At 69.8% G+C, this 25,574-nt stretch carries 17 protein-coding genes; 8 read left to right on the top strand and 9 right to left on the bottom strand.

What is annotated here, in order from left to right; all coding sequences use genetic code 11:
* Positions 1-462: 462 nt before the first annotated feature.
* The 3 genes from OEB96_RS45335 (at position 463) to OEB96_RS45325 (ending at position 4,212) form a co-directional block, all read left to right on the top strand.
* On the top strand, positions 463-1,563 hold the full coding sequence (locus OEB96_RS45335) for a Kelch repeat-containing protein (protein ID WP_266223244.1): 1,101 nt from the start codon (positions 463-465) through the stop codon (positions 1,561-1,563).
* 415 nt (positions 1,564-1,978) lie between these two features.
* The gene (locus OEB96_RS45330) at positions 1,979-2,725 is read left to right on the top strand and encodes a hypothetical protein (protein WP_266223243.1); all 747 of its coding nucleotides are present in this window, start codon (positions 1,979-1,981) and stop codon (positions 2,723-2,725) included.
* A 698-nt stretch (positions 2,726-3,423) separates the two neighbouring features.
* Positions 3,424-4,212 (top strand): hypothetical protein, encoded by a 789-nt coding sequence (locus OEB96_RS45325; protein WP_266223242.1) that lies wholly within the window; start codon positions 3,424-3,426, stop codon positions 4,210-4,212.
* A gap of 27 nt (positions 4,213-4,239) precedes the next feature.
* Here the strand turns inward: OEB96_RS45325 and OEB96_RS45320 are convergent, their stop codons facing one another.
* Positions 4,240-6,009 carry a serine/threonine protein kinase gene (locus OEB96_RS45320; RefSeq protein ID WP_266223241.1) on the bottom strand — a complete coding sequence of 590 codons (1,770 nt, stop codon included), beginning with the start codon at positions 6,007-6,009 and terminating at the stop codon, positions 4,240-4,242.
* A gap of 8 nt (positions 6,010-6,017) precedes the next feature.
* Positions 6,018-8,102, bottom strand: a complete 2,085-nt coding sequence (locus tag OEB96_RS45315) for a serine/threonine-protein kinase (RefSeq protein WP_266223240.1) — start codon at positions 8,100-8,102, stop codon at positions 6,018-6,020.
* Positions 8,103-8,248: 146 nt separating this feature from the next.
* Here OEB96_RS45315 and OEB96_RS45310 point away from each other — a divergent pair, with 146 nt between their 5' ends.
* Complete coding sequence (locus tag OEB96_RS45310; RefSeq protein ID WP_266223239.1) at positions 8,249-9,106, top strand: peptidylprolyl isomerase; 858 nt, start codon at positions 8,249-8,251, stop codon at positions 9,104-9,106.
* Positions 9,103-10,062: a HupE/UreJ family protein gene (locus tag OEB96_RS45305; protein ID WP_266223238.1), complete on the top strand. Its 960-nt coding sequence runs from the start codon at positions 9,103-9,105 to the stop codon at positions 10,060-10,062. Before OEB96_RS45310 ends, OEB96_RS45305 begins: the two co-directional genes overlap by 4 nt.
* Before the next feature lie 24 nt (positions 10,063-10,086).
* Here the strand turns inward: OEB96_RS45305 and OEB96_RS45300 are convergent, their stop codons facing one another.
* Positions 10,087-12,300: a LamG-like jellyroll fold domain-containing protein gene (locus tag OEB96_RS45300; RefSeq protein WP_266223237.1), complete on the bottom strand. Its 2,214-nt coding sequence runs from the start codon at positions 12,298-12,300 to the stop codon at positions 10,087-10,089.
* 81 nt (positions 12,301-12,381) lie between these two features.
* Here OEB96_RS45300 and OEB96_RS45295 point away from each other — a divergent pair, with 81 nt between their 5' ends.
* A complete protein-coding gene (locus OEB96_RS45295) occupies positions 12,382-12,879 on the top strand; it encodes a nucleoside 2-deoxyribosyltransferase domain-containing protein (protein WP_266223236.1) in 498 nt (165 codons plus the stop codon).
* 284 nt (positions 12,880-13,163) lie between these two features.
* On the opposite strand, the gene OEB96_RS45290 is transcribed toward OEB96_RS45295, so the two are convergent.
* Positions 13,164-14,489, bottom strand: a complete 1,326-nt coding sequence (locus tag OEB96_RS45290; protein WP_266223235.1) for an aminopeptidase P N-terminal domain-containing protein — start codon at positions 14,487-14,489, stop codon at positions 13,164-13,166.
* A 200-nt stretch (positions 14,490-14,689) separates the two neighbouring features.
* Here OEB96_RS45290 and OEB96_RS45285 point away from each other — a divergent pair, with 200 nt between their 5' ends.
* Together OEB96_RS45285 and OEB96_RS45280 are read left to right on the top strand one after the other, a co-directional pair.
* Positions 14,690-17,371 (top strand): amino acid permease, encoded by a 2,682-nt coding sequence (locus tag OEB96_RS45285; protein ID WP_266223234.1) that lies wholly within the window; start codon positions 14,690-14,692, stop codon positions 17,369-17,371.
* 94 nt (positions 17,372-17,465) lie between these two features.
* On the top strand, positions 17,466-18,623 hold the full coding sequence (locus OEB96_RS45280; RefSeq protein WP_266223233.1) for a Rieske 2Fe-2S domain-containing protein: 1,158 nt from the start codon (positions 17,466-17,468) through the stop codon (positions 18,621-18,623).
* A gap of 1 nt (position 18,624) precedes the next feature.
* Here the strand turns inward: OEB96_RS45280 and OEB96_RS45275 are convergent, their stop codons facing one another.
* Genes OEB96_RS45275 through OEB96_RS45255 form a run of 5 tightly spaced genes read right to left on the bottom strand, consistent with a single transcriptional unit; the run spans position 18,625 to position 25,318 of the window.
* The gene (locus OEB96_RS45275) at positions 18,625-19,140 is read right to left on the bottom strand and encodes a 3-hydroxyanthranilate 3,4-dioxygenase (protein WP_266223232.1); all 516 of its coding nucleotides are present in this window, start codon (positions 19,138-19,140) and stop codon (positions 18,625-18,627) included.
* 39 nt (positions 19,141-19,179) lie between these two features.
* A complete protein-coding gene (locus tag OEB96_RS45270) occupies positions 19,180-20,124 on the bottom strand; it encodes a hypothetical protein (protein WP_266223231.1) in 945 nt (314 codons plus the stop codon).
* A gap of 39 nt (positions 20,125-20,163) precedes the next feature.
* Positions 20,164-23,415 (bottom strand): efflux RND transporter permease subunit, encoded by a 3,252-nt coding sequence (locus tag OEB96_RS45265; protein WP_266223230.1) that lies wholly within the window; start codon positions 23,413-23,415, stop codon positions 20,164-20,166.
* A gap of 3 nt (positions 23,416-23,418) precedes the next feature.
* Positions 23,419-24,720 carry an efflux RND transporter periplasmic adaptor subunit gene (locus OEB96_RS45260; RefSeq protein ID WP_266223229.1) on the bottom strand — a complete coding sequence of 434 codons (1,302 nt, stop codon included), beginning with the start codon at positions 24,718-24,720 and terminating at the stop codon, positions 23,419-23,421.
* Between the two features lies 1 nt (position 24,721).
* Positions 24,722-25,318, bottom strand: coding sequence for a TetR/AcrR family transcriptional regulator (locus OEB96_RS45255; protein ID WP_266223228.1), 597 nt, complete (start codon positions 25,316-25,318; stop codon positions 24,722-24,724).
* Positions 25,319-25,574: the final 256 nt, after the last annotated feature.

The following is a 25,574-nucleotide window of genomic DNA, read 5'->3' as shown; positions in this document are numbered from 1 at the left end:
AGCCCACGAGTCTGTCGTCCGGGCTTCGCGCACGCAAGGTGACTGGTGTGAGAGGGCGCCGAGCGCCCATGGCCGCGCCGTGAGAGGACGCCGACCCTGACGCCCCGAGAGGCCGTGGAGGGCGCGGGTACCGGGCGTGGCTGGTAGTCTGGAGGGGTGGCGCTCGGTCGAGGTTGGTGGCTGTGGGGGGCGTGTGCGCTGGGGCTCGCGAGCTGCAACCGTGCGGGTGCACGCTCGCCGTTCGCTCCGCCGCCCCCGGGAGCGTCGGGTACGAGTGGAGCGGGCGCGAGTGGGGCGATCTCGAACGGGGCCGGCTCCACCGGAGCGAGCACGGGGGCAGGCGTCGCGGTTCCGCCGACGGCCACACCGGTTCCGGCGCCGGTGATCAGCCGCGGTCGTGGTTCGTGGCGATCGATTGCCGCGCCGCCCCGGACTCCGGTGGGCCGCGAGCCCGCGCGTGGGGTGGCGGTGGGTCGTGAGCTGCTCGCCCATCACTCCACCGATGGCTTCCTCGCCAGCTACGACCCGTGCGCCCGGCGATGGCAGCAGCACGACGACGTGCCGCAGGAGCTGCGGCGCATCGCTCCGCTGGCGCTCGATGCCACGCACGCGTCGCTCTGCTGCGGACCGCCCGACGCCTCGGGGCTGCTGGTCGACGTGACCACCGCCGCGCCGCGAACGATCCCTTCGATGCCGCGCACGCCGTACCCGGGGCGCACCCACCAGGTCCTGGCCGATGGCTTGCTGGTCCCCACCGACAAGCGCTTCGTGAGCGCGGGCGCGAGCTGGCGCGTGGTGACGTTCGACGACGCCACGTTCGAGGCCGCGGGGCGCCAGGCCTCGGCGTGGGCCAGCGGCGGGGCGTTCGTGCTGGCGTTCGGTGGCAGCCGCTTCGAGAACGGGACCACGCGTCTGCCGCCCGGCGGTGCCGTGTTCGATGGTCGCAAGGACGCCTGGCGCATGGCGGCCTCGACCGGGGCCCCCGGCCCGCGGGTCGATGCGGCGGCCGTGTGGACGGGGGCGCAGATGCTCGTCTACGGCGGTCGGGGCCCTGCGGCCGACGGCAGCCTGGTCGCGCTGACCGACGGTGGTCTCTACGATCCCGTGAGCGATCGCTGGACGCCGCTGCACGGTGGGCCCGTGCTCGAGGGTCGGGTCGATGCGACGGTGGCCGGCCACCGCGTGATCCTGTGGGACGCCCAGCGTGGGGCGATCTACGATCTGCGCAAGGGCACGTGGCGCGAGCTGGGCCTGCCGGCCAGGGTCGCGATCCAGGATCGGCCGTTCGGGCACGGGCGCGTGGCGGTGGTCACCGACGCCGAGGCGTTCGTGCTCGATCCCGAGTCGCTCGCCTGGGCCCGCCACGAGCTGCCCAAGGCGCTGCACGGGCGCCACCAACGGGTGCAGGTGATGACGTCGACCCACCTGGTGGTGTGGGCAGGACAGCGCAACGTGGGCGGGGGCGGGTGCGAGAACGTGCCGCGTGATCAGGGGTGCGACCCGTACGTGGAGACCAAGCCGGCGTTCGATGGGGCTGCGCTGGAGTTGGGCTCCTGCCGCTGACGAGGAGCCGCCCGGAGGCGACGAACTCCTGGCCTGGCTCGAGTGTTGGGGCGCTGCGTTCGCCGAGCGTGGACTCGATCGCTGCGGGCGCTGTCTCGGCAGGCCCGAAGGATCCAGTATCCTCGAGGTCGGGCCGCGACGATCTCACGATCGATCGAAGCACTTCCGTCACCGCGTCGTAGCCTGACGATGCTAGGAGTCGACCATTTCGTCGGCTCGTGGATCCATGGATGGACCAGGAGCGAGCATCGCCGCTGGGCACGGGCGAAGACGACGTTTCGCATGGCTTGCTGGCCTCCTGCTGGGCACTTCGAGCTGGGTTTCGCCGGCCCTGGCGCGGGCGCCTGCGGAGTCATCGGCGGGTGAGCAGACGTCGAGTGCCCTTGGCCGTGAGCTCACCGGGCCGCTCCGCATCGTGGTCGCGGGAGAGCAGGACGAGCCCATCGAGGATGCGGACGCGCTGCCGGCGTGGATCCGCGCCCAACACTCCAACGTGGGCGAACGACTTGGCCAGGCCGGTGGGCACGAGCAATGGGTCTACGTGTGGATCGGCGGCAACACCTATGACTATGTCGTGAGAGTGGTGGCGGTGCGCGACGGCGCCGCAGTGGGAGCACCAGAATCGGAATTTCGGTGTGCGTGCAACAATCGCATGCTGCTCGAGGCGCTCGACGGGCGAATCGCCGCCGCCGTGGTTCGGTTGCGCGGCGACTCGGGAACGGAGGTGGCTCCGCCGGTGGTTGGCGCCAACGGGACGGAGGGGACCGCGGCGACTCGCTCGAGCTCGGCGGCGGGAATCGAGCCGGATCGTGAGCACTCGGTATCCAGCCGGCCGACCACCTGCTCGAACGATGGCCGTGAGTGTCGCGTGGGGGCGCTCGGTTACACCGGGATTGGCGTGGGCGTGATGGGGGCAGGCGCACTTGGAGTAGGGATCGGGCTTGCGCGGCAACCGGACCGGTTTCGAGAGTCCGGTGATGTCTTCGAGACACGGTCCCTTCGGGGTGCCGGCGTTGGGCTCCTGGTGGGGGGAAGCGTGGCGCTGGCGACCGGGGCCACCCTGCTGGGGGTGGATCTCGCTCGCGCGCGTCGCCGCGGGTTGACGCTCGTACCCACGTTCGGCGGGAGGCTGGTCGGCTTGGCGGTGGTTCGCAAATTCTGATGGAGCGCTTGACGAGCGTCGCCAATGCCGAAGGAAGGTTCATGATGCGAAGGTATCCGCTGCTATGTTCACTGGGTTTGCTCTCCGGCGTCGTGATCGGGCTGGGTTGTTGGCACAAGGACCAGCAGCACTGTAGCTACAACGAGGGAGACGACTTCTGCCAGTCGCGGGGATGGGGGAGCTTCTGCAACACCTGCGAGGCCGACAATCACGGCTGCTTCGACGAAGCACCGCCCGCTGACTGCTTGGCGCAGGCATTGGACGACGGGGTGGCGTCGGGCCCGGAATCGGATGGCGATGGGACCGGCGGGGGCTCGACCTCGGGGCCGCCGACCGGGCAGGGGGCGAGCTCGGCGGGGGCCGATGAGTGTACCCCGGGGTGCCAGGGGTCGACGCCGTTTTGTGTCGATGGTGCCTGTGTCGACTGCGACGAAGCTCCGGAGAATGCTTGCGCAGGGCTGGGGCAGGGCCTTCCCTTCTGTATCGACGGGGAGTGCGTGGAGTGCTCGAGTTCGAGTGCGTGCGAAGGAGCGACGCCCGTGTGCGACGACGACACTCATGTCTGCGTTGCATGCACGGCGCACTCGCAATGTGAGAGTGGCGCTTGTCAGTTGATGAATGGAGGATCGTGCTTTCCGCCTGACACCGTGATCGAAGAGGTCCATGGAACTGACGGAGTGAGTGCTCTGAGCGCTGCCGTGAACTCGTTTGCCAACGGATCATATGGCATCATCATCGTACATGGGTGGGACGGCAACTACAGCGAAATCACCGTAGGTGACAACAAGACGATCGCGCTGCTGGCGGCTCAAGGCGAGTCGCCGGTGATCCAGGGAGAAGCGGGTGAGCGCGGGGTCCGTGTGGAATCCGGTGCCGTCCTCTACATGGATGGGCTGCACATAATGGACAGTGGAAAGCAAGGCTTGCTGGTCGCTCAAGGGCGCGCATGGGTCGATCGTGGGCGCATCGTCTACAACTCGGGGGGAGGTGTTCGAGTCACGAACCTCGGCGAGTTGGTGCTGCGGAACTCCTTCGTTGGCGGCGATATCGCCGGTGTCGATGCCGCATCCGTCGAGGGTGCGTCCCTGTCGGTTCTATACTCGACACTGGTGGGAGGGGCCCAGGATGACGATGAATATCCGGCCGCTCTTCGCTGCGCCGATCCCGTCGACATCGTCGTTCGCAACAGCATTCTCGCAACGAACGACAGTGCCGCGGAGGTCGTTTGCATTATCGAACCCGGCGCGATTTCGTTTACTGCCACGGAGAACCCCGTCGCGGGCGGCGGCAACGTGGCGCTGAATGATCTCGATGCGATGTGGTTCAACGATTTGGCCACGGACTTCAGCCTCGACAGTCCCCCCAGTGGGATGCAGGCCGTGGCCAAGTGGTTGCCCGGCGATCCAACCACGGACATCCATGGAGACCAGCGTCGCACCGACGGCTCACTCGACTATCCCGGCGCCGACGTCCCAATGACCGAGTGACTCGTCGCCTCCCGTACGGCTCGGCGGCTACGAGCCGAGCTGCCCGCGGCAGAACTCCACCCTCGCCACGATCGAGCGCTCGCGGATCCCCTTGCCCTCGTCGACGCACAGGGTGAACTCATCCAGCTCCGCGTAGGCCGCGACCCTCAGCTTCTTGCGCTCGAGCTTCTGCTTCCGGGTGGACCAGCAGCTGCGTCGAGCGGTGACCAAGAGCAGCTCCTTCCACTCGCCCCGTCGACGGGCCAGGGCGGCCTGCGCCCGAGTCTCCTCGCACGCCGCGTTTGGTCGACGTCGGTCACGCGACCGCCGACCTGCGGTCGGTTCATGGCCGGCGACCGGTGTTCGACCGCCAGACTCGGGCCCGGAGGTCGCGTCGTCTCCTGCGGCCTCGTGCTCGGCCTCTCGTGCATCCTCCGGCTGCGGCCCGAGGGACTCGCCCGCTTCGTGCACCTCGCTGGTCCGAGCCGTTCGCGAGGGCGACGCGGACGCAGACGCGGCCTCGGTCGGAGAGCTCGCCGTGCTCCGCTCGGACTGACTCGGCGCCGCATGATCTTCTCCGCTCCGCACGCCCCGCCCTGGCGGTTCACCGTCCCCCATCCACAGTCGAGCCCCGAGCCCCATTGCGACCAGCAACGCACCCGCTCCGGCCCAGCGTCGCCATCGAGGGCGTGGACCGTCGTCGACCGCGAACGCTTCGAGCGCGGGCTCGTCCGCCTGCGTGCTCTCCGATCCGCTCGAGCCGAGCTCCGGCCGCGAGAACACCTCGGTTCCGCCCGTACGCACCGGCTGCTCCCCCCGCTCGTCGATCGCGTGCTCGGTCGCATCACCGGCCGCCACGACGCTCGGTTGGCGTACCACCTGGGTTGCTCCCGTACGCACGGGCGTCGTTCGAGCCCCCGCTGCCCTTCGCCAGTTCGCGCTGGAGCGCGCGATGATCCGGACCAACGCCTCGGCCACCGCCGCCGCAGTCGCCGGTCGTCGCCGGGGGTCGGGCTCCATGCACGACCGCACCAGCTCGCCGAGCTCACGCGGCATGCCTCGCCGCAGCGACTCCAGCCCCGGCAGGGACTCGGGCGACCACCCGAACGGCGGCACACAGCGCCCCGAGAGCGTCTCGAACATCAGCACCCCCAGCGAGTACACATCGAACGAGGCACAGGGCGGCTGTCCCGTCGCGTACTCGGGTGGCATGTAGCCGGAGGTCCCGAGCATCACGGTCGAACTCTCGTCTGCCTGCGGGTGGTGTAGATCGGCCGCAACGCCAAAGTCGACCAGCTTGATCACCTCGCCGGCCGCAACGCCCCTGCCCACCATCACATTGGCGGGCTTGAGATCCAGGTGTAGCACTCCGTGCTCGTGCAGCTCCGCCAGACCCCGGGCCACGTCGCGCGCGATCCGGCATGCACGCTCGAGCTCCAGGCGTCGGTCCTGGTTGCGCTCGAAGTCGAGCAGTTCTTCGAGATCCTCGCCGTCGATCCACTCCAACATCAACCAGCGACGGCCATCCGCGAGTGCTCCCGTGTCGAGCAACTCGACCACGTGAGCGCTGCCCCCGATCCGCCGCAGCACCGCGGCTTCGCGATCGAAGCGCGTCCGGATCTCCGGATCGTGAGCCGTGGACGCCAGCTGCAGCTTGAGGGCCACGCGTCGACCGTCGCTGGGTCGATGCGCGCGATGGATGGCGGCCATGCCACCATCACGAAGCCAGCCATCGATCACGCATCCCCCGACCATGAAGCCCTTGGGCAGACGAGCGGGCAGCACGTCATCCTCGGTGACACTCGGTGCGACGTGCATGGTCGTCCTCACTTGCTGCGGATGTTGGGTCCGTGCTTGCCGATGTGGATGACGAAATGCTGGCCCGCTCCGAACCTCACCGACTTCGCGCGCTGCCAGGGCTCACCTGCAGACCTGCGCCACTTGATCGCCCTTCTTCCCGCCAAGATCACCTGCTCGCGCCGTTCGTCCACCCTGAGGACCTTCGAGCCGATGCGAATCTGCGCGCCCTCGAGCCCGGTGCTGCTGGTGACCTTCACGTTGGCCTTGCCGACCGGCTCCTTGGCTTTGCGCGCCACCTTGGCGGCAGGCGTACCCGAGGCGGACTCCACGTCGTCGTCGCTCGTGGGCTCGTCGGGCGGCGCTCGGACCAACGCGAGGGCCGGATTGGGCGCGCCCGCATTCGGTGTACTCTCGCTCGGTAGCGAGCCCTCGGCGTTGGCGGGGGCCACGGCCGTGTCATCGTCGCTCACGTCGGGGTGGTGAGGCCGATCGCCTGGGAGGACCCCGAGTGCGACCGCATCCGCCAAGGTGGCCGCAGCTCGCCGTCCGGCGAACATGAGCCAGGTGAGGCTCACCGACACGGCAGCAACCAGCAGTAGGCCCACACCCAGCGCCGCCATCGCGGAGCGCTTGGACAGCACGATGCTCACCGAATCGGGGCCCGTCGAAGGACGTGGGCCAGAGGCTCGCGAGGAGTCCGAACCGTCACCGGGCACGGCGTTGGGCGCGAGCTCCCGCTCGGTAGCGCTTCCCGAGCCGAGCTCCGACGACATCGTGACCTCGGGGACCTCGAGGACCGTGGTGAGCCCCGAGCGCACGGCGATGGGCTCGGATGCGATCGAGCCCATGGGAGGGGCTTCCGGCCACACGTGGCTCGTGGGTCCCAGTGCGGCGGCGGGATGGGTGGTGGGAGGCATGCACGCCGGCGCGTTCGAGACCATCGCTGGAAAGACGACGACTTCGGTATGCCCCGTGATCGTGGGGAGCGTTCTCCGTTGGTTCTTGACCGCCGTCCGTGAGCCTGTGGGCGTGGATGCACGGCGAGCCGCCAACGACGAGCTCGGCGGGGGTGGAGGCGGAGGCTTCGGCGACGGGCTCACCTTGGGCGGTACCAGCGGCCGTCGCGAATCGCATCGCATCGTGCGTCGATCGTCCGCATCGGGCTTCCACGACCCGCCCGGTCCCGCGCGTGGCCTGACGACCCCGGTGAGGCTCCCGCACAGCTTGCTCAGCTCGTTGCGAGCATCGCCGTAGCCGGCGTATTGCTTGAGCATCGCGAGCGCTTCCTCGGCCGTTCGCAGCCGCCGGCTGGGATCGGGCTCGAGCAGAGCTCGCCGCAAGTCCTCGAGCTCCGGTGGCGCGGGGCGCCTCAACGGGCCCACGTGTCCCGCAAGCACCGCCGTGAACAGCTCTTGCCCATCATCGAGCTCGCCGCGGAACTTGTGGCCGTCGAGCAGCTCGTGCAGCAGGGCGCCCACGGCGAACAGATCGACGCTCGCGTGGCGGGACTGGCCGCGGATCTGCTCGGGCGCCATGTAGCGCACCTTGCCCTTGACGTGCATGCCCGAGCTCTCTTCGAAGTTGTGGAACGCCACCCCGAAATCGGTGAGCTTGACCTCACCGTGGTTGCTCACCAGCACGTTCTGTGGAGAGACGTCGCGGTGGACCACGCCCAGCGGGCTTCCATCGAGCGAGGTGATGCTATGGGCGTAGTCGAGAGCATGCAGCAGCTGCCCGATGATGTAGGCGATCACGCGAAAGCGGCGCTCGTCGTCGTCGAGCAAGGAGAGCACGTCGCCGAGCTTGAGCAGGTTGAGCCCGTCGACCCATTCCATGACGAGATAGCTGCGGCCGTCCTGCTGGCCTTCGTCGAACACTTGAACGATGTTGGCGTGGCTCAGCACTGCGGCGAGCTCGGCCTCGGCGCGAAACATTCGCGCGTAGCGCTCGTCGCCGACGAAGTGCTCGGCGATGAGCTTGAGCGCGACGAACTTGCTGCCTCGTTCACCGAGTGGCCTTCGGGCCACCCAGACCTCGGCCATGCCTCCGCGGCCGATGCGGCGCACGAGCTCGTGTCCACCGATGACGCCACCCGCCTCGGCCACTCTCATCGAGTGCATACCCGCCACGCGATGACAAGCTAGCAAACGGTGGGTCGATGGCTCGCACGGTTCGTCATCGCTGCCGCCGCCGGCGGTTGTCTCGTCGCCGATCTTGCGGCGTGACGAGGAGCCGCCCGGAGGCGATACTCCCCGCCGTGAACGACCGCCTGCGAGCGATCGTGCGGGAGCCAGTGGCTCACTTCGTGCTCATCGGCGCCGTGGCGTTCGCGATCGATGGCTGGGTGTCGCCGCGCGAAGCGGACGAGCCCGCATCGCAGCGGTCGTTGGCCGACGCTCCGCGCGAGCCCATCGTGGTCGACGCGGGCGTACGCGAGCGGCTCGTCGCCCAGTGGACCAACACCCACCCCGCGCCGCCCACCGACGAAGAGCTTCGCTCGCTCGTCCAGGGGTGGATCGATCAAGAGGTGCTCTACCGCGAGGGCCTACGGCGCGGGCTCGACGAGGGCGATCTGCAGATCCGCGAGCGCGTGGCCTCACAGATGGCCTACGTGCTGCAATCGCGGATCACGATACCCGTGCCGAACGAGGAGGATCTGCGGGCGTGGTTTCAGGCGCACGCCGCTCGCTACGCTCGACCCGAGCGTGTCGACTTCACCCAGGTGTTCGTCGATGGCACCAACGCCGCGGCGGAGGCCCGGGCTCGCGAGCTCCTGGGGCTGCTGCAAGGTGGCGCCGATCCGGACGGGCTTGGTGATCGATTCTCGGGTGGCCGACGCTTTCGCGGGCGCAAGCTCGCCGATCTGGCGGTGCGCTTCGGCGACGCCTTCGTCGACGGCATGGATGCGCAGCCGCCCGGCACCTGGGTCCTGCGACGCTCCACGGTGGGAATCCACGTGGTGCGGCTCGATCGCTGGACCGTGGGCGAGGCTCCGCGCCTGCAGGATGTGGGCGACCAGGTGCGTCACGACTGGGAGCAGGCCCAGCGTGCGAGCGCCATCGAGCGCGCCACCGTCGAGCTCCGCGCGGGCTGGGAGATCGTCGAGTCGCCATGAGAGCCCGCGCGCTCGAGCTGCCGTCGTTCGTGCTCGCGCTCGTGCTCGTCTCGGCGTGGTCGTCCGCCGCGATGGCGCACGGCCTGCGCCCGGGCGTGCTCGCGCTGACGGAGGAACGACCCGGGAGCTTCGTGATCGCCTGGAGCGAGCCAGTCGACACCAGTGGCTCCGGGGCGCCCGTCGAGGTGGTGTTTCCCGCGCCGTGCCGTCGCGAGGGAGAGCGCCTCGAGTGCGGCACGCAGGGCCTGCGCGGCACGATCGCCTTCCAGGGCCTGGCCGAGGGCCACGACCGGGTGATGACCCTGGTGCGCTTCCACGACGGCCGCGTGCTCGAGCACATGGTCACCGTCGCGGAACCCCGGCTCGTGGTCGACGCCACCCCGGGGCGCTCGGCCAGCGCGTGGCTCGGACTCGGCCTGCACCACATCATGGGCGGTCTCGATCACGTGGCGTTCGTGCTGGGCCTGATGCTCGTGGTCGGCGCGACGAGCCTGCGCCGGCTCGTCACCACCATCACCGCCTTCACCCTCGCGCACTCGCTGACCCTCGCGCTCGCCGTCACCGGAATCCTGACCCTGGCCTCCGCTCCCGTCGAGGCCACCATCGCCGCCAGCGTGGTCCTGGTGGCGCGCGAGGCCACCCACCACGGGCTCACCCTGACCCGCCGCTCCCCGTGGGTGGTGGCGCTCCTGTTCGGCCTGGTGCACGGGCTGGGTTTTGCCGGAGCGCTACGCGAGCAGGGTCTACCCGAGGGTTGGGTGGGGCGTAGCCTGCTGTGGTTCAATCTCGGTGTCGAGCTCGGACAGCTGGCGATCGTGGCGGCGGTCGTCGCGGCGGCCACGCTCGGTCGCCGCTTCGTGCGGTGGCCGGGCCTGCGCACGGTGGCCGCCTACGCGCTGGGTGGGCTCGGGGCGTGGTGGTTCCTGGCGCGGGCGGTCGCGCTGGTCTGGCCCTGACTTTGGCCCTGACTTGGCCCTGATTCAGGGCTGGGTCGTGAAGCGCCGCACGGGGGTGGTGATCGTGTGCGCGCAGTCGCTGACGGTGGCGTACCACTCGTAGCTCCGTCCCGCCTCCAGCCCGGGGATCGCAGCCGAGACCACGCCCATCGCCGGGTCCACCACTGTCACGTCGGCGAAGTCTCCCCCCGCTCCGAGCAGGTCGACCTCGAGGGTGAACTCGCTGTCGTCGCCGGTCAGCCATTGGTCGAGGCTGGGCGAGTAGGACCTCACGGTGAGCTCGTCGTTGGCCGGCGAGAACTCCCAGATCCGCAGGAAGCCCGAGCCACCGTCGCCATCGGCCTGGTAGTCGGCGAGCATCGAGTGGATCACGTTGCCCTGGTAGGTGTCGGTGCGTCGCGACTCGGCCGAGACATGGCCGCAGGTCATCAGCTGCACGTTGTCGGTGGCCTTGAGGGCCTCGTAGATCGCTTGCCCCTGCGCACTGAAATTGCCAGTGCCGCCGAGGATGTAGTGCGTGTTGAGGATCCCGAGCGCGTCGGGGTGGGCTTCGAACACCGAGCGCCCCCAAGCCAGCACCGCCGGGTCCGGGGTCGTGTCGTACTGGAGGTCGACCACCACGATCTCGAGCTCGCCCACCGTGATGTGGAACCAGTTCTCGTCGTTGTCGTCGCCGTAGTGCCCGCCGTAGTACGAGCGTCCCGCGAAGCGATCCACGCCGAAGTGCATGTTGAAGTCCGTGGTGGAGTCGACCGCACCGTTGCTCTCCTGGTCGTGGTTGCCCACGCACACCCCGTAGGGCATGCCCTCGGGCAGCTCGGGCTCGGGGGTCTCGAGTCGAGCCATGGCCGCGTTGGCGATCACCCACTCCTCGGGCGCGTTGCCGTGGTTGACGATGTCGCCGTTGTGGATCACCGCCCTGATGTCATAGGCCTCGCGGTTGTCCCGGACCCACTGGGTCTGATCGTGGAAGTACTGGGGGTCGCCCGCACTGGGCGAGTCCACGTCGGAGTAGTACTGCGTGTCGGGCAGCACCACGATCGCGAAGTCGTCGGCGTCGCTCACCTCGCGCAGGTAGAAGGTCACCGTGTGCTCGTCGCTATCGGGATCGGCGATCGTCAGCTCGAGCTCGGCGGCCTCGGCCGGCAGCGACGGAGGCTCGGGCGGGTCGTCCACCACCACCGTCGGCGGCACCCCGCGGTCGAGCACCGCGCCGTCGGCCTCGAAGGTCGCGCCCACGATGGTGCCGATCGAGCCGCCCACGCTGTCGGGCGCGCCCCCGTCGGCCTCGTCGAGGGCCCAGCGGCTCACCAGGCCTTCGCCGGCCACGATCGTCTGGAACATGCCGGTGGCGATCTCCGCCTCGTCGAGCGCACGGTTCCACACGCGCAGCTCGTCCACCGCCCCGTCGAGCGATCCCGCCGCCGCTCCGGTCGAGTCCATCGCCGTGCCGATCGCGAAGTGCTGGATGCTGTCGGCGCGCGGGGTGGCATCGACCGTGAGCTGCTCGTCGAGCTGCCCGTCGACGTAGAGGCTCCAGGTTGCGCCGTCGTAGGTCACGGCCACGTGATGCCACGTGCCCCAGGTGACGGTGGTGGTGCCCACCACGGGGTGGTTGGCCCCGGTGGCCGAGTCCTCGAAGTCCGCGCCGAGCACGTTGCCGCGGAACCCGAACGCATAGTTGCAGTTGTAGATCGTGTCGTCGTTCTCGCCGCGGCCCTTGCCGGCGATCGGCACCAGCCGCAGCCCGCCCGAGCCCGTGCCCATCTCCTCGCCTGCGCCGTCGCGGCGCACCCAGGCCTCCACGGTGAAGGTCTCGAGCCCCAGCTCGGGCGCCACGCCCATGGTCACGTGATCGTCGACGCCATCGAAGCGCAGGCTGCTGCGCACGGGCGGGGGCGAGTCGTCGCAGGCGAGCATCGGCGGGGGCTCGCCGGTCGAGTCGGCCGAGGTGCCGGTGCCGTCGGCGGAGGTCTCGGTGCCGGTGGTGGTGACGGCAGGGTCGGTGTCGCCCTCGGTGTCGGCCGTGGTGGAGCCGGCGCTGGCGCTCGCGTCCTCGCGGCCCTCCGAGCCACCCGCGCAGGCGGGGAGCAGGGCGGCGCAGATCCATGGAAGGCTCCGCTGGAGGCTTCGCGCAGAGATCCACGGGAAACGGCGAGGAATCGTGTTCAGCACGGATCCACGGTACGACGGAGGGGCGCGGGCGGGGAAGCCGGGATCGACGGCGTTCGGTGGCATGTGGCGCTCGATTGCTGCTCGGGGCGTAACCCTCCGTGCCGCTCCGTCAGCCCGTGTCTGCGTATTACGATCGAGGGTGCGATGCTCGTCCTCCAGCCCCCCGCCTCCCTCGCGCCGCTCCACGACACCACTGCGCCGTCGCTGTTCCTCGCGGGCAGCATCGAGATGGACGACGCCCCGCGCTGGCAAGATCAGCTCATCGCCGCGCTCGCGGACACGGACCTGGTGATCCTCAACCCTCGCCGCGAGGCCTGGGACGCGACGTGGGAGCAGCGTGCGCGCTGCGAGCCGTTTCGCGAGCAAGTGGAGTGGGAGCTCGAGGGCCTCGAGCGGGCTGATCGCGTGTGCTTCTACTTCGCGCCCGCCACCAAGTCGCCGATCTCGCTGCTCGAGCTGGGTCTGGTCGCGCGCTCGGGGCGGGCCGTGGTGTGCTGCCCCGAGGGATTCTGGCGCCGGGGGAACGTGGAGATCGTGTGCGGGCGGTACGGGATCGAGCTGCTCGAGGATCTCGACGCGCTCGCCCGGCACCTGCGGGGTACGGGCGGCCGCCCGAAGTCCTCCGGAAGCTCGGTCACGTGACCCGCCACCGTACGAAGCGACAAGGAATCTCGCTGCGTGAGTAGCTCGGCCATGGCAGCCCGGAGAGCGACCAGCTCTCGTCGGTCAGTCGCGTGACGAGTGACAGGGCCGCCGGCCCAACGACGGGATCGAAATCATGCTCTCGCGCTCCCAGCGTCCCCTTGCGGAGAACTGCCCGAAGGCGGCGCGCCTCGGCTCGAGCCCTTCGTTCCTCGTCGCTCATGCCCCGTCATCATAGCAGCGCCGCGACCCGTCGCGCAGTGCGCCGCGACCCGTCGTCCGGCCTACCCCAGCGCCTCGCGCCGCAGCGCCTCGAGCTCCTCCACCGCCTTGGGTACCGCCGCCGTCAGCACTTCGTGCCCATCTCCGGTCACCAGCACGTCGTCCTCGATCCGGATCCCGATCCCCTTGAACGCCTCCGGCGTTCGCTCGTCATCCGCCGGGAAGTACAGCCCCGGCTCCACCGTGAGCACCTGCCCCGCCTCGAGCGGCTTGTGCGGCCCCGTGCGCAGGTTGTACCGCCCCACGTCGTGCACGTCGCACCCGAGCCAGTGCGAGGTGCGATGCGGATAGAACGCCTCGTGCTTCTTGTCGGCCACCAGCTCCTCGGGATCCCCGTGCAGCACCCCGAGATCCACCATCCCGCGCGTCAGATCGAGCAGCACCTGCTCGTGGATCCCGTTGATCGACGCCCCGGGCCTGACCGCCTCGATCGCTCGACGCTGCACCCCCAGCACCACCTCGTACGCATCGCGCTGCGCTCCGGAGAACGCGGCACCCACCGGCGTGGTCCGGGTGATGTCGGTCGCATACCCATCGACCTCCGCTCCGGCATCGATCAGCATCAGCTCACCATCGCGGAACACCCCGTCGTTGCGCACGTAGTGCAGGATGCATGCGTTGTCGCCCCCGGCCACGATGCTGGGGTAGGCCCACCCCCACGCGCCGCGGCGTCGAAAGGTGTACTCCACCAGCGCCTGGATCTCGTACTCGTGCATGCCGTGCCGCACCGCCCGCATCGCGGCGATGTGGGCCTCGGCGGAGATCTCCGCCCCGGTGCGCATCACCGCCAGCTCTTCGGGGGTCTTGATGAGCCGCATCTCGGCGAGCAGGGACTCGGGATCGCACAGCGTCGTCGGCCCCAGCTCGGCCTTGCGACCGGTTCGTACCTTGCTCAGGATCCGATGCAGCCGCGCTTCCTTCCTGGTGTGCCGGCCGAACGAGAAGTAGAGCACGTCCACGTCGGCGAGCAGGCGGGCGAGCTGCTCGTCGAGCTCGGGCAGCGGCCAGGCGTGGTCGGCCCCGAAGCACTCCTTGGCCCCGTCGACCCCGTAGCGGCGACCGGTCCAGGTCTCGCGCTCGCGATCGCGGGGCAGCACGAACAGGTGCATGCCCGGCTCCTCGCCGTCGCGCTTGAGCAACAACCACGCATCGGGCTCCGGAAAGCCGCTGACGTAGTAGAAGTCGCTGTGGGGCCGAAACGGAAACGCCGTGGTGTTGGAGCGAGTGACCTCGCCATGGGTGGGCAGGAGCATCGCGCCCCCGGGGGGCAGCTGCTCGAGCAGGCGACGACGACGATCGACGTAGGTCGAGGCGGGGAGCTGCAGCATCGATGCTCTTCCTGGGCCTTTCCTGGGCGGCCGTCCTCGTGATCATCCTCGTGGAAGTCCGAGGCTCGGATGGCGCCCATGGTAGTACGTCGCTGGCGGGAGCGACTATCATCCCCGCGAATGCCGAGCCCAACCGTCCTCGCTCACCGATCTCGCGGTGCGCGTGACTGCTGCATCCTCCCCCGCCGGGGGGCTCGGGCGTGAAGGAGCTCGAGCGCTCGCTGGGTCTGCCCAGCGTCGTGGCGATCTCCATCGGCGCCATGCTCGGCGGCGAGATCTTCCTGCTCCCCGCCGTTGCGGCCGCCATGACCGGCGCCTCGCTGTGGCTGGCCTACCTGCTGGCGGCGGTGCTGGTCATCCCCGCCGCGCTCACCAAGGCCGAGCTGTCGACCGCGATCCCCTCGGCGGGCGGCAGCTACCTGTTCGTCGAGCGCGCCATGGGCCCGATGGCGGGCACCATCGCGGGCCTGGGGCTGTGGCTGTCGCTGCTGCTCAAGAGCGCGTTCGCCCTGGCCGTGCTCGGCTCCTACCTCGCGCTCGCCGTCGACGTACCCACCGCTCCCGTCGCGATGGCCCTGCTACTCGGGGTCGTCGTGCTCAACATCGTGGGCGTGCGCAAGGTGGGCAAGGTGCAGACGGTGATCGTGGGCGCCTGCCTGCTGGTGCTGGTGGCGCTGGTGATGATCGGTGCCCCGCAGATCGAGCGGCTCCACCTCCTGCATGCCACCGCCGACTCGCCCCCGTGGCTGGCGGGCGGCGTGTCGGGGCTCTTGGCCGCGGTGGGCCTGGTGTTCATCTCCTACGCAGGCGTGACCAAGATCGCCGCCATCGCCGAGGAGGTTCGCGACGAGGCCCGCAACATCCCGCTGGGCATCGTCATCTCGCTGTTGGTCATCGCGCTCGTCTATACGCTCGTGGCGTGGGTGCTCGCGGGAATCTTCGATCCCGCCGAGCTGGCGAGCGACGAGACCCCGCTGGCCACCCTGGCCCGGGAGATCATCGGGCCGGTGGGCATTCCGCTGGTGGTGGGCACCGCGTTCGCGGCCCTGGTGTCGATGGCCAACGCGGGCCTGTTGGCCGCGTCGCGCTTTCCGTTCGCGATGGCCCGTGACCACCTCGCTCCCTCGTTGCTGCACCGAGTGCACCGCCGCTACATGACGCCGCACTGGTCCATCGTGCTCACCGGCACCGCCATGGCGGCCATCGTGCTGCTGCTCGACGTGGTGCGGATCGCCAAGCTCGCCAGCGCCTTCATGATCGCCGCGTTCGTGACGGTACAGGTGGCGATCATCTTGTTCCGCGAGAGCAAGATCCAGTGGTACGAGCCGCGCTTTCGGGCGCCGCTCTATCCGATGATGCAGGGGGTCGGCATCGTCACCGGCCTCCTGATCCTGGTGGCCATGGGCATGGTGGCGCTTTGGGGCCTCGTGGCCATCGGGGCGCTGGGCGTGCTGCTCTACGTGCTCTACGGGCGCACGCGGGCCAGCCGCCTGGGCATCCTCAAGCAGATCCTGTGGCGCAAGGACCTGGTGCGCGACCCCTCCCGTACGGGAGCCTACAAGACCCTGCACGAGGGTCGCACCATCGTGGCGCTGGTGGGCGGCGAGCCCTCGGCCGAGGCGCTGGTGCAGATCGGCATGACCCTGGCCGGCCCGGGTGGGCACGTGGACGTGCTGGCCCTGCGCGAGGTTCCCGAGCAGATGGGGCTGACGGCGATGCTCGAGCCCGACGATCGCATGGTGTCGCTCGAGCGGCGCGTGCTGGCGCTGGCGGCCGAGCGAGGCGTGCACGCCGAGCTCGACGTGATCGTGACCCGCGACGTGCGGCGGACCCTCTACGAGCGCGCCAATCGGCTCGACTCGCGCTGGGTGGTCATGGCCTGGCGCGAGACCGACATGCGGGGCCACATCGTGCGCGACCCCATGGAGTGGCTGATGGCGCGGCTGCCCTGCAATCTGGCCGTGTTCCGCGACGCGGGCATCCGCACCTATCGGCACCTGATGGTGGTGGCCGAGCCCGGGCCCCACGATGCGCTGGTGGCCCACACCGCCGACGACCTGGCCTCGCTGTTCCGCGCCGACGTGGCGTTCGTCAACCACACCGCCACCCACGACGGCGACGCCGCGGCGGCCACCGCCTACGGCGAGCAGATGCGGGCGCTGTGCCACAGCGAGACCAAGCTCGAGGTGCTCTCGGGCTCCGACGACGTGGCCGACCTGGTCAAGGCCTCCGCGCGCTTCGACCTGGTGGTGCTGGGGGCTCCCCCGGAGAAGCCCCTGCGCTCGATGTTCGTGGCGGCCCGCGAGGAGCGGATCGTGGAGCGAGCCCACTGTGCGGTGCTGCGGCTCAAGACTCCGCGAGCCGAGGTGCACCGGGCCCTGCGTACGGCCGGAGCCGACCGGACCGGCTCGGTGTTGATCGATCGCCTCGTGCCCGAGGCGGTGGCCGCCTGCCGCTCGGTGGCCAAGAAGGACCGCCTGTTCTCGGAGTTGGCCGCGATGATGGCCGGCACCGTGCCGCACATGAGCGCCGCCGCCATCGAGAAGGAGCTGCGCGAGCGCGAGGCCGTGCAGACCACCGCCATGGGCCACGGGATGGCGATCCCGCACGCCACCGTGGCGGGCTTGCCTCAGACGTTCGTCGGCGTGATGACGCTGACCGAGCCGATCGCCTTTGCCGAGGGCGCCGACGAGGAGCCGGTCGACGTGTGCTTCTGCCTGCTGGGTCCGCCATCGGATCGCGCCTCGCACCTGCGCCTGCTGGCCGCGATCGCGGGCGCGGTGATGGAGAGCGATCTGCTCGAGCGCATGCGAGCCGCCGAGTCGACCGAGGCGCTGCTCGAGGCGCTGTCGAGCCCGGGTCCGAGCGTGGTGCCAGGGTAGGGGGCGTGGCCCGGCGCGCACCATCCTACCCCTTGGCTCGTCGCCGCTCGGCACCTCCAACGTACCCGTGGTCGGTGGTAGCCTTTCGTCCGTCATGGTCACGGCCTCCAAGGCGCACCCCAAGCGGTACATGCGGCCGCCGCCGCAGTTCGTGCACGACTGGTTCTCGCCCCTGCGCTCGTCCGACGTGGTGCCGGGCAAGATCACCAACTTCAGCTTCATGGGCCACGACCTCATCGCGTTTCGCGACGAGGCCGGCAAGGCGGTGGTGCTCGACGCCACGTGCCCACACTTCGGGGCGCACCGCGGCGTGGGCGGGCGGGTGGTCGACGGCTGCGTGCGCTGTCCGTTCCACGGCCTGCACTTCGATGGCACCGGCCAGTGTGTCAAGGGTGACTTCGTCAAGGAGGCCCGTCACCTGCGGCACGTCAAGTCCACGCCGTGGACGGTGCACGAGGTGGCGTCGTCGATCTTCATCTGGCACGGGCCCGACCGCACCCGACCCGATCGTCCGCTGCGCTTTGCCGAGCCCGGGTTCTTCGACGGCTGGAGCGAGCCGGTCACCAACGCCGGGCGCCGGCTCGCGCCCACCAACGTGTTCTTCCCCACCGAGAACATCATCGACATCCAGCACTTCTACGCGGTGCACTTCTGGGAGCTGCGCGGCATCGAGCGGCAGCCGGCCGAGGACGAGGACGGCGCGTTCACGGCCATCATGCACATGACGTGGACCGCGGGCGCGCAGAGCCCCAATCCCCTGCTCCGCAAGCTGGGGCAGATGTACTCGAGCCCGTTCCACTTCGACATCCGGATCCTGGGGCCGGGCATGGCGATCTCGGTCTCCACGCTCACCCCCGAGCAGGGCAACCTGCAGCTGATGAACATCATCTTGATCACGCCGGTCAACGCGACCGACTGTCAGATCCGCGTGGTCAGCTCGGTGCGGCGCACGGTCGATCACCCGCTCAATCGGCTGGCGCGGCGGGTGCTGGGCGTCGGGCTCGAGGACGCGCTGTCACGGGTGTTCCTGGCGATCGCGACCAAGGACTTCGACGGCGACGAGATGATCTGGACCAACCGTCGGTTCCTGCAAAATCCCAAGCCGCTGCCCGACGACGGGCCGATCATCGGGTATCGCAAGTGGTGCGAGCGCTTCTGGCCGCCGGACTACATGCCCGACGACGATGTGGTGTCGGCTTCGATGCCCGCGCCCTCGCTCGAGTCCTCCGTGCTCGACCCCGTCGCCGAGTAGCTCAAGCGGCGTCGGGGGGCTGAAGCACCGCCCCGCAGCGCTCGCAGGTCCTCCGCGGCACATCGGCCCAGAACGCAGCGAACAGCGGCGCCAGCTCGGTGGTGATGTCCCGCAGCGGAAGCTCCACCCGCGAGAGCTCGTGGTCGCACGCATCGCACAGCCACAGGAACACGTCGAGCTCGCCAGCCATGCGCGTGCGCTCCACTACCAGCCCCACCGTCCCCGCCGGTCGCTGCGGGCTGTGGGGCACCCGCGGCGGCAGCAAGAACAGCTCGCCCTGCCGGATCGGCACGTCACGGCGCTTGCCGCCCTCGAGCACGGTGAGCACGATGTCGCCCTCGACCTGCAAGAACAGCTCGGGCCCCTCGTCCACGTGGAAGTCCTTGCGAGCGTTGGGCCCGCCCACGATCATCACGATGAACCCCTGCTCCTCGAACACCCGAGCGTTGCCCACCGGCGGTCGCAGCAGCTCGCGGTGCTCGTCGATGAACCGCTGCAGATCGATGGGCGCGGGCATGGCCACCACGGGATCATAGCCAAGCCGGGCGGGTGCCGCTCAGGCCGCGCGCAGGCCCAGCTCCGCGCGCACCTCGTCGAGCGGCCGCTCCATGTGCGGCCACGGATCCCAGTCCACGAGGCTCACCGTCATCGCCCGGCCCCGCTGCACCGCGGCCAGGAAGCGCTCGATGTCCAGCGCGCCCTTGACCGGCTCGACGCCCCGCATCTTGGCCACCGGCTCGATCGCGAGCTGGAACAGCATGGCGATCATCAAGTACATGACCAGACCATCGGTATCCATGTACCCGGCCTGGAACCCGGCCACGAGCAGCTCCTGGTCGGGAGTCGTGCCGTAGCCCCCGAGCACGTGGCCGATGTCGTGGAACATGAACGCCTTGGGCGCGCCGTACTTCTGGCCGGGATACGCAAAGCCGTTCTCCGTGAAGTGCTGGAACACGGCGCGACCCAGGGTCCCCTCGGGCAGGGTCCCCAGGCGCTCGAACTCGGCGACCTGCTTCGGATCGGTCCGCCCCGCGAGCACGCGCACGATCTGCCACAGCCCCCGCACGCCGCGCTCGCGCCACACGCCCTTGATGAGCTTGGGCATGAACGAGCGCCGCCCGAGGTCGAAGGCCACCAGGCGCGCATAGCCCTGGGAGAGCTGGCGGATGTTGTCGACCGCGCGCTCGTCCACGTCGAGCGCGGCGGTGAACGCCTCGATGGTACGGACCTCGTCCTCGGTGATCTCGCCGTCGAGGGTCGAGAGGATCACGATGCGCTGCACGAACGCCTTGCGCGCCTCGGGGTCCTCGAGCTTCGCCGCGAGCTCATCGGGCTCGATCGGCAACAGCGCATCCACGTCGACCGGGATGTCCATGGCCTCGGCGAGCAGCTCGATCATGCGGCGCTCCTGCGCATGCATGGCTCCGTCGGCGAGCGCGACCGTCGCCATCGCGCGCAGCGTGTCGTGGGCGGTCTCGGGAGGGGGAAGGGTCAGGTTCATCGCGGTTCAACCACCTGACCGATCATAGCCGCCAAGCGGCTACTCCGCCGGAGGCAACCGCGGTCCCGCCTCGGCACCCCCGACCTGCGCCGGCGACCACCCCGGCGGCCCGGACTCCTGGTGCGGCAAAACGGCGTGCTCGTCGACCATGCCGAACAACGCCCGCAGATCCTCGATCATCATGTAGAGCGCCGGAACCACCAAGAGCACGATGAAGGTGGAGAACATTACCCCGAAGGCCAGGCTGATCGCCATGGGGATCAAGAACCTCGCCTGCACCGAGGTCTCGGCGATCATGGGCACGAGCCCGAAGAACGTGGTGAGCGAGGTCAGCAGGATCGCCCGGATGCGGCCCGCGGCGCCGTCGATGATGGCCTGCATGGCGGGCTTGCCGTGGCTGCGCTCGCGGTTGACCGCGTCGATGAGCACCAGCGAGTCGTTGACCACCACGCCCGACAGGGCCACCAGGCCCATCGCGCTCATGATGCTCAGGCCGTAGCCCAGGCCCACGTGACCCAGGATCGCGCCGATGAACCCGAACGGGATCACGGCCATGATGATGACGGGCTGGATGTAGCTGCGCAGCGGCACCGCGAGCAGCCCGAAGATCACGATCAGCGCGAACACGAAGCCCTTGCCGAGCGCCGCGAACGACTCGGCCTGCTCTCGCTGCGCGCCCGCGAGGCCGATCTCGAGCCCGGGGTTGGCCTCGAGCAGCGCGGGGAACACGTTCTTCTGCAGGTCGGTGATCACCTCGCGCGAGGAGTCCACGCCCACCGCAAGCTCGGCCGAGACGGTGATGGTGCGGTGACCATCCTCGCGATAGATCGCGGTCGCGGCCCGGCCACGGTCGAGCTCGGCCACGTAGTGCAGCGGCACCTCGCCCCCGCGCGGGGTCCGGATCATCAGCGTGTCGAGGTCGTGCTCGGAGCTGCGCTGCTGCTCGGGCAGCCGCACCATGATCCGCAGCTCGTTGCGCCCCCGCTGCTCGCGGATGGCCTCGGCTCCGAAGAAGCTCGCGCGTAGCTGCCGGGCGATGTCGTTGGTGGACAAACCCAGGCTGCGCGCCTCGGGTCGCAGCCTGAAGTCGAGCTGGGGCTTGCCCGAGGAGTACTCGTTGTTGATGTTGCGCAGCACCGGGTACTCGCGCAGCACCTCGACGATGTGCTCGGAGATCTCGGCCAGGAGCTCGGTGTCGGAGTGCTCGAGCTGCACCGCCACCGCCTGCCCCGCCCCGGGGCCCACGCTGCTCTGGAAGGTGAGCGCCTCGATCCCCGGCAGCGGCGGGACCCGCTCCTGCCAGCGCGCCGAGAACGCCTCGGAGTCGAAGCTGCGCTCCTGCGAGGGCACCAGCGCCACCTCGAGCGCCACGAGGTGGCTGCCGACCTGGGCATCACCCGCGGCCGGCCCCTGCTGGGGAGCGGCCTGGCCCATGCGCGTGAACACCCCGCGCACGTTCTGCCGGCCGAACTCCTCGATCGTGGCATCGAGCGCGTCCTCGAGCTCCTTGCGGACCTGCTCGGTGCTCTCGATCGCGGCGCCGTAGGGCAGGCGTGCCTGCACGATGACCAAGTCACCCGGGAGCTGCGGAAAGAAGTTGAACGGGATCTTGCCGCTGGCGACGTAGCCCACCGTGAGGATGAAGCCGGCCAGCGAGGTGGCGAAGGTGATGTAGCGGTAGCGGATGAGCAGCGCCGCCAGCGGTCGGTAGACCTGGTCGGTGGTCCACGCAAGGCCCCTCGCCACCGCTCGCCGCACGGCACCGGGCAGCCCGAGCAACCCCCGCCGCGGCAGCCTGGTCCCCGTGGGGCGGAGGTGCCCGAGGTGGGCGGGCAGCACCAGGAACGACTCGACCAGCGACAGCATCAGCACCGCGACCACCACGGTGGGGATCATGTAGAAGACCTTCCCCATGGTGCCGGGCACGAAGAACAGCGGCGCGAACGCGGCCACCGTGGTGAGGATCGAGAACGTCACCGGCATCGCCATCTCGCGCGCGGCGAGCACGGCGGCCTGGCGTGGTGTGTAGCCCTCGTCCATCAGCGAGTAGGTGCGGTCGCCCACCACGATGGCGTCGTCGACCACCATGCCCAGCGTCACGATGAACGCGAACAGGGTGATCATGTTGATCGAGAGGTCGGTGCCCCCCAGCACCAGGAACGCGGCGAGGAACGAGGTGGGAATGCCCAGCGACACCCAGAACGCCAGCCGCATGTCGAGGAACAGCGCGAGCACCACCAGCACGAGCACCAGGCCCATGGTCGCGTTGCGGGTGAGCAGGTCGATGCGTGCCTGGAGGACCTCCGAGTCGTCGTTCCACACGTTGACGTGGAGGCCTTCGGGGAGCCGCTGCTGGAGCTGCTCGGCGTAGGCCCGGACCGCCTTGGACACCTGGGTGGGCGTCTCGTCGCCCACGCGGTAGGCCGTCAGACGCACGGCGGGGTGCCCCCCGAACAGCGAGTACTGGTCGGTGTCCTCGTAGCCGTCGCTGATGGTGGCGATGTCGCCCAGCCGCACCTGGCCACCCTTGGCCGTGCCGCGCAGCACCAGGTCCTCGAGCTCGTGCCCGGCGCGACGGCGGTCGGAGACTCGCACCAGGATCTCGCCCTTGGTGGTGTCGATGCCGCCGCCGGGCAGCTCGAGCGAGGCAGCGGAGATCTCGTTGGCGATCTGCTGGAGGGTGAGCCCGTAGCGCTGCAGCTCCTCGCCGGGCACCTCCACCGCGATCTCGAGCGGCGGCACGCCCTCGAGCTCCACCTGGGTGATCGACCCGGTCGCCAGCAGCCCGCGGCGAGCGTCCTCGGCCAGCTCGTGCAGGGCGCGGAGGTCCTGGTTGCCCGAGAGGATGAGCGACACCACCTGCCGCCGCCGCTTGGCCAGGCTCACCGTGGGCTGCTCGGCCTGCTCGGGGAACGTGGTGATGCGATCGACCTCGTTCTTGACGTCGGCGAGCACCTGGTCGGGCTCGGCGTCGAGCAGCAGCTCGACCGACACCGAGCCCGAGCCCTCGCGTGCGGTGGACTTGATGCGCTTGACCCCGTCCAGGCCTCGTACGCGCTCTTCGATCGCCAGCAGGATGCCCTGCTCGACCTCGGCCGGAGCCGCGCCGGGGTAGGGCACCGACACGGTGATCATGTCGAGATCGAACTCGGGGAAGACCTCCTGCTTGGTGCCGAGCACCCCGAAGATCCCGCCGACGATCATCAGGAACATCAGCAGGTTGGCCGCGACGTGATTGCGGGCCATCCACGCCAGCGCGCCCTTTTCGATCTCGGGCTCGGTGCTGCCCATGGCTCAGCCCTCCGCGCCCTTGGGCTGGCTATTGCTGGGGCCGGGGATGGAGCTGGCCGAGGTGGGGCTCCGGGTGGGGTCGGCACTGGTCTCCTCGACCGGTGCATCGGCGGGCGCGGCCGCGGAGACGCGCTCGCCGTCGGTCGAGCTCGAGGCCTGGACCTCGCTGCGCACCTCCATGCCCTCGAGCGCAGTGGCCGGCGGCGTGACCACCACGCGGTCCCCGTCGGCGAGCCCGTGCGTCGCGTAGACGCGCTCGTCGTCCCCCCAGACCACCCGGAGCTCGCGCTTGCGCAGGCGCTGCTCGTCGTCGACCACCCAGGCTCGTCGCCCCTCGAACACGGCCACGCGTGGCAGCGCGAACACCTGCGGCAGCTCGCGCCCCTGCAGCTCCACCTCGACGAAGGCTCCGGGCAACAGCGGCAGCTCGCCGGGCGGGGGATCGAGCGGTCGCTCGACCTCCACCAGCACCTGCGCCGTCCGGCTCTCGGCGTCGACCTCGTTGACCAGGCGGATCACCCGACCGGCGCGCTGCACCGCGGTGTGGGGCCCCAGGCGCTGCGTCACGGTGGCGACGGCGCCCTGCTGGGCGCCCAGGCCCGGCACGTCGAGGAGGGCGAGATACTCCACCGGGATGGAGACCCGCACCCACAGCGCATCGGTGCCCACCAGCGTGGCCACCACGGCGCCGGGGCTGGCGATCTCGCCGATCTCGACCGACTCGGCCTTCACGGTGGCGTTGAACGGAGCCTCGAGCACGGTGCGCTGCAGGTCGAGCTTGGCGCGCTCGAGCTGGCTGCGGGCCGCGTCCACTGCGACCTCGGCCGCTTCCTTCTGGGGCTCGCGCTTGGCCAGCCGACCGTCGGCATTGGGATTGCCCATCAGCTCCCACTCGCGCTTGGCGACCTTGCCGTAGGCGTCTTCGAGCTCGAGCTCCACCTTGCGCTGCTGCACGGTGGCTCGCTGCTGCCGCAGCGCGATCTCGTAGTCGCGCTTGTCGAGGCGCAGCAGCACCTGCCCCTCCTCGACGCGGCCGCCCACCACCAGGGAGGGGGAGACGTACACGACGCGCCCCGAGAGCTGGGGCGAGAGCGTGGCCTCGCGCGCCGGCTCGACCACGCCGTTGCCCGAGAGGCGCGGGTGCCGGGGCGACGCCTTGGCCTCGACGTGCTCGACCAGCGGCGGGGGCACGGTCGCCGGCTCGCGCTCCGCCGACTCGGCCGAGCGCACCAACACGATGGCGCCTCCCACGGCGGCGAAGGTGATGACTGCGGGCAGCACGAAGCGGGTGAGGAAGCGGTTCATGTCAGGTCTCCTGGGGCGCGGGGGCGATGCCGGCCCAGAACACGTCGACCAGGTTCTGCAGGAATTCGGGCTCGGTCTTGGGGGCGTGCTCGCGCAGCATGTGACACAGCATGTGGCGGGCATGGATGGCGCCGAGGAAGGCCATCGCGGTGGATTGCGGATGCGGCACGTTGGCCCGCCCCTGCTCGTGCAAGCGGCGGAGCCATGCGCTCAGGGTCCGGTGGGCTCGCACCGGGGGCGGCACCTCGTGATGGCGGAGCATCACCTCGGGCTCGATGCCCGCGGCCCGCAGCATCGCGATGCCCGGCAGCATCTGCTCGAAGAACGCATCGATGCGCTTCACCACGCGGTGGAGCTGCTCGGGTACCGGCGAGTCATCGGGTCCGGCCTCGACCTCGGCGATCCAGGGAGGCTGCGCACCAGGCGCTAGCGCCTCGACCATCAGGTCTTGCTTGGTCTTGAAGCGCTTGAACAGGGCGGCCTGGCTGACCCCGAGCTCCTCGGCGATCGCGTTGGTCGAGACCCCAGGACCGTGCTCGAGGAAGCAGCGGCGCGCGGTCTGCAAGAGTTCGTCGTCGGTGAACTGACGCGGTCGCATGGCCAATTGCGTGTCTTGCACGCGAAGAACGGGATTCGCCCGAGAACGCTCGATAGTAAGTGAGCGCTCAGTTACATACCCTGGGACGCCGTTGGAGCAAGGGGTGTTTCGCTCGGATCGAGCGTGATCGTTGCGTGATCGATCTCTCGCTCGTTCGGAGGGCATCCCCGGTTGGGCGTCCAATCGAGCGACGTCACGAGCGCGCGTCTTGGTACAACCACCTCGGGGTTTGCCATGAAGCTGAGCGATCGATCCT

Origin of the sequence: Paraliomyxa miuraensis, from assembly GCF_026337845.1 — a bacterium.
Lineage (GTDB): Bacteria > Myxococcota_A > Polyangia > Nannocystales > Nannocystaceae > Paraliomyxa > Paraliomyxa miuraensis.
The sequence above is the reverse complement of the archived record's forward strand: the minus strand, read 5'-3'. Positions and strand labels throughout refer to the sequence as shown.

Coding starts and splice junctions, on each gene's coding strand:
- OEB96_RS45295 (WP_266223236.1), top strand. CDS start 12,382: ATGCTCGTCCTCCAGCCCCCCGCCTCCCTCGCGCCGCTCCACGACACC.
- OEB96_RS45315 (WP_266223240.1), bottom strand. CDS start 8,102: ATGAGAGTGGCCGAGGCGGGTGGCGTCATCGGTGGACACGAGCTCGTG.
- OEB96_RS45275 (WP_266223232.1), bottom strand. CDS start 19,140: ATGCCCGCGCCCATCGATCTGCAGCGGTTCATCGACGAGCACCGCGAG.
- OEB96_RS45270 (WP_266223231.1), bottom strand. CDS start 20,124: ATGAACCTGACCCTTCCCCCTCCCGAGACCGCCCACGACACGCTGCGC.
- OEB96_RS45290 (WP_266223235.1), bottom strand. CDS start 14,489: ATGCTGCAGCTCCCCGCCTCGACCTACGTCGATCGTCGTCGTCGCCTG.
- OEB96_RS45255 (WP_266223228.1), bottom strand. CDS start 25,318: ATGCGACCGCGTCAGTTCACCGACGACGAACTCTTGCAGACCGCGCGC.
- OEB96_RS45300 (WP_266223237.1), bottom strand. CDS start 12,300: ATGCCACCGAACGCCGTCGATCCCGGCTTCCCCGCCCGCGCCCCTCCG.
- OEB96_RS45305 (WP_266223238.1), top strand. CDS start 9,103: ATGAGAGCCCGCGCGCTCGAGCTGCCGTCGTTCGTGCTCGCGCTCGTG.
- OEB96_RS45280 (WP_266223233.1), top strand. CDS start 17,466: ATGGTCACGGCCTCCAAGGCGCACCCCAAGCGGTACATGCGGCCGCCG.
- OEB96_RS45265 (WP_266223230.1), bottom strand. CDS start 23,415: ATGGGCAGCACCGAGCCCGAGATCGAAAAGGGCGCGCTGGCGTGGATG.
- OEB96_RS45260 (WP_266223229.1), bottom strand. CDS start 24,720: ATGAACCGCTTCCTCACCCGCTTCGTGCTGCCCGCAGTCATCACCTTC.
- OEB96_RS45320 (WP_266223241.1), bottom strand. CDS start 6,009: ATGCACGTCGCACCGAGTGTCACCGAGGATGACGTGCTGCCCGCTCGT.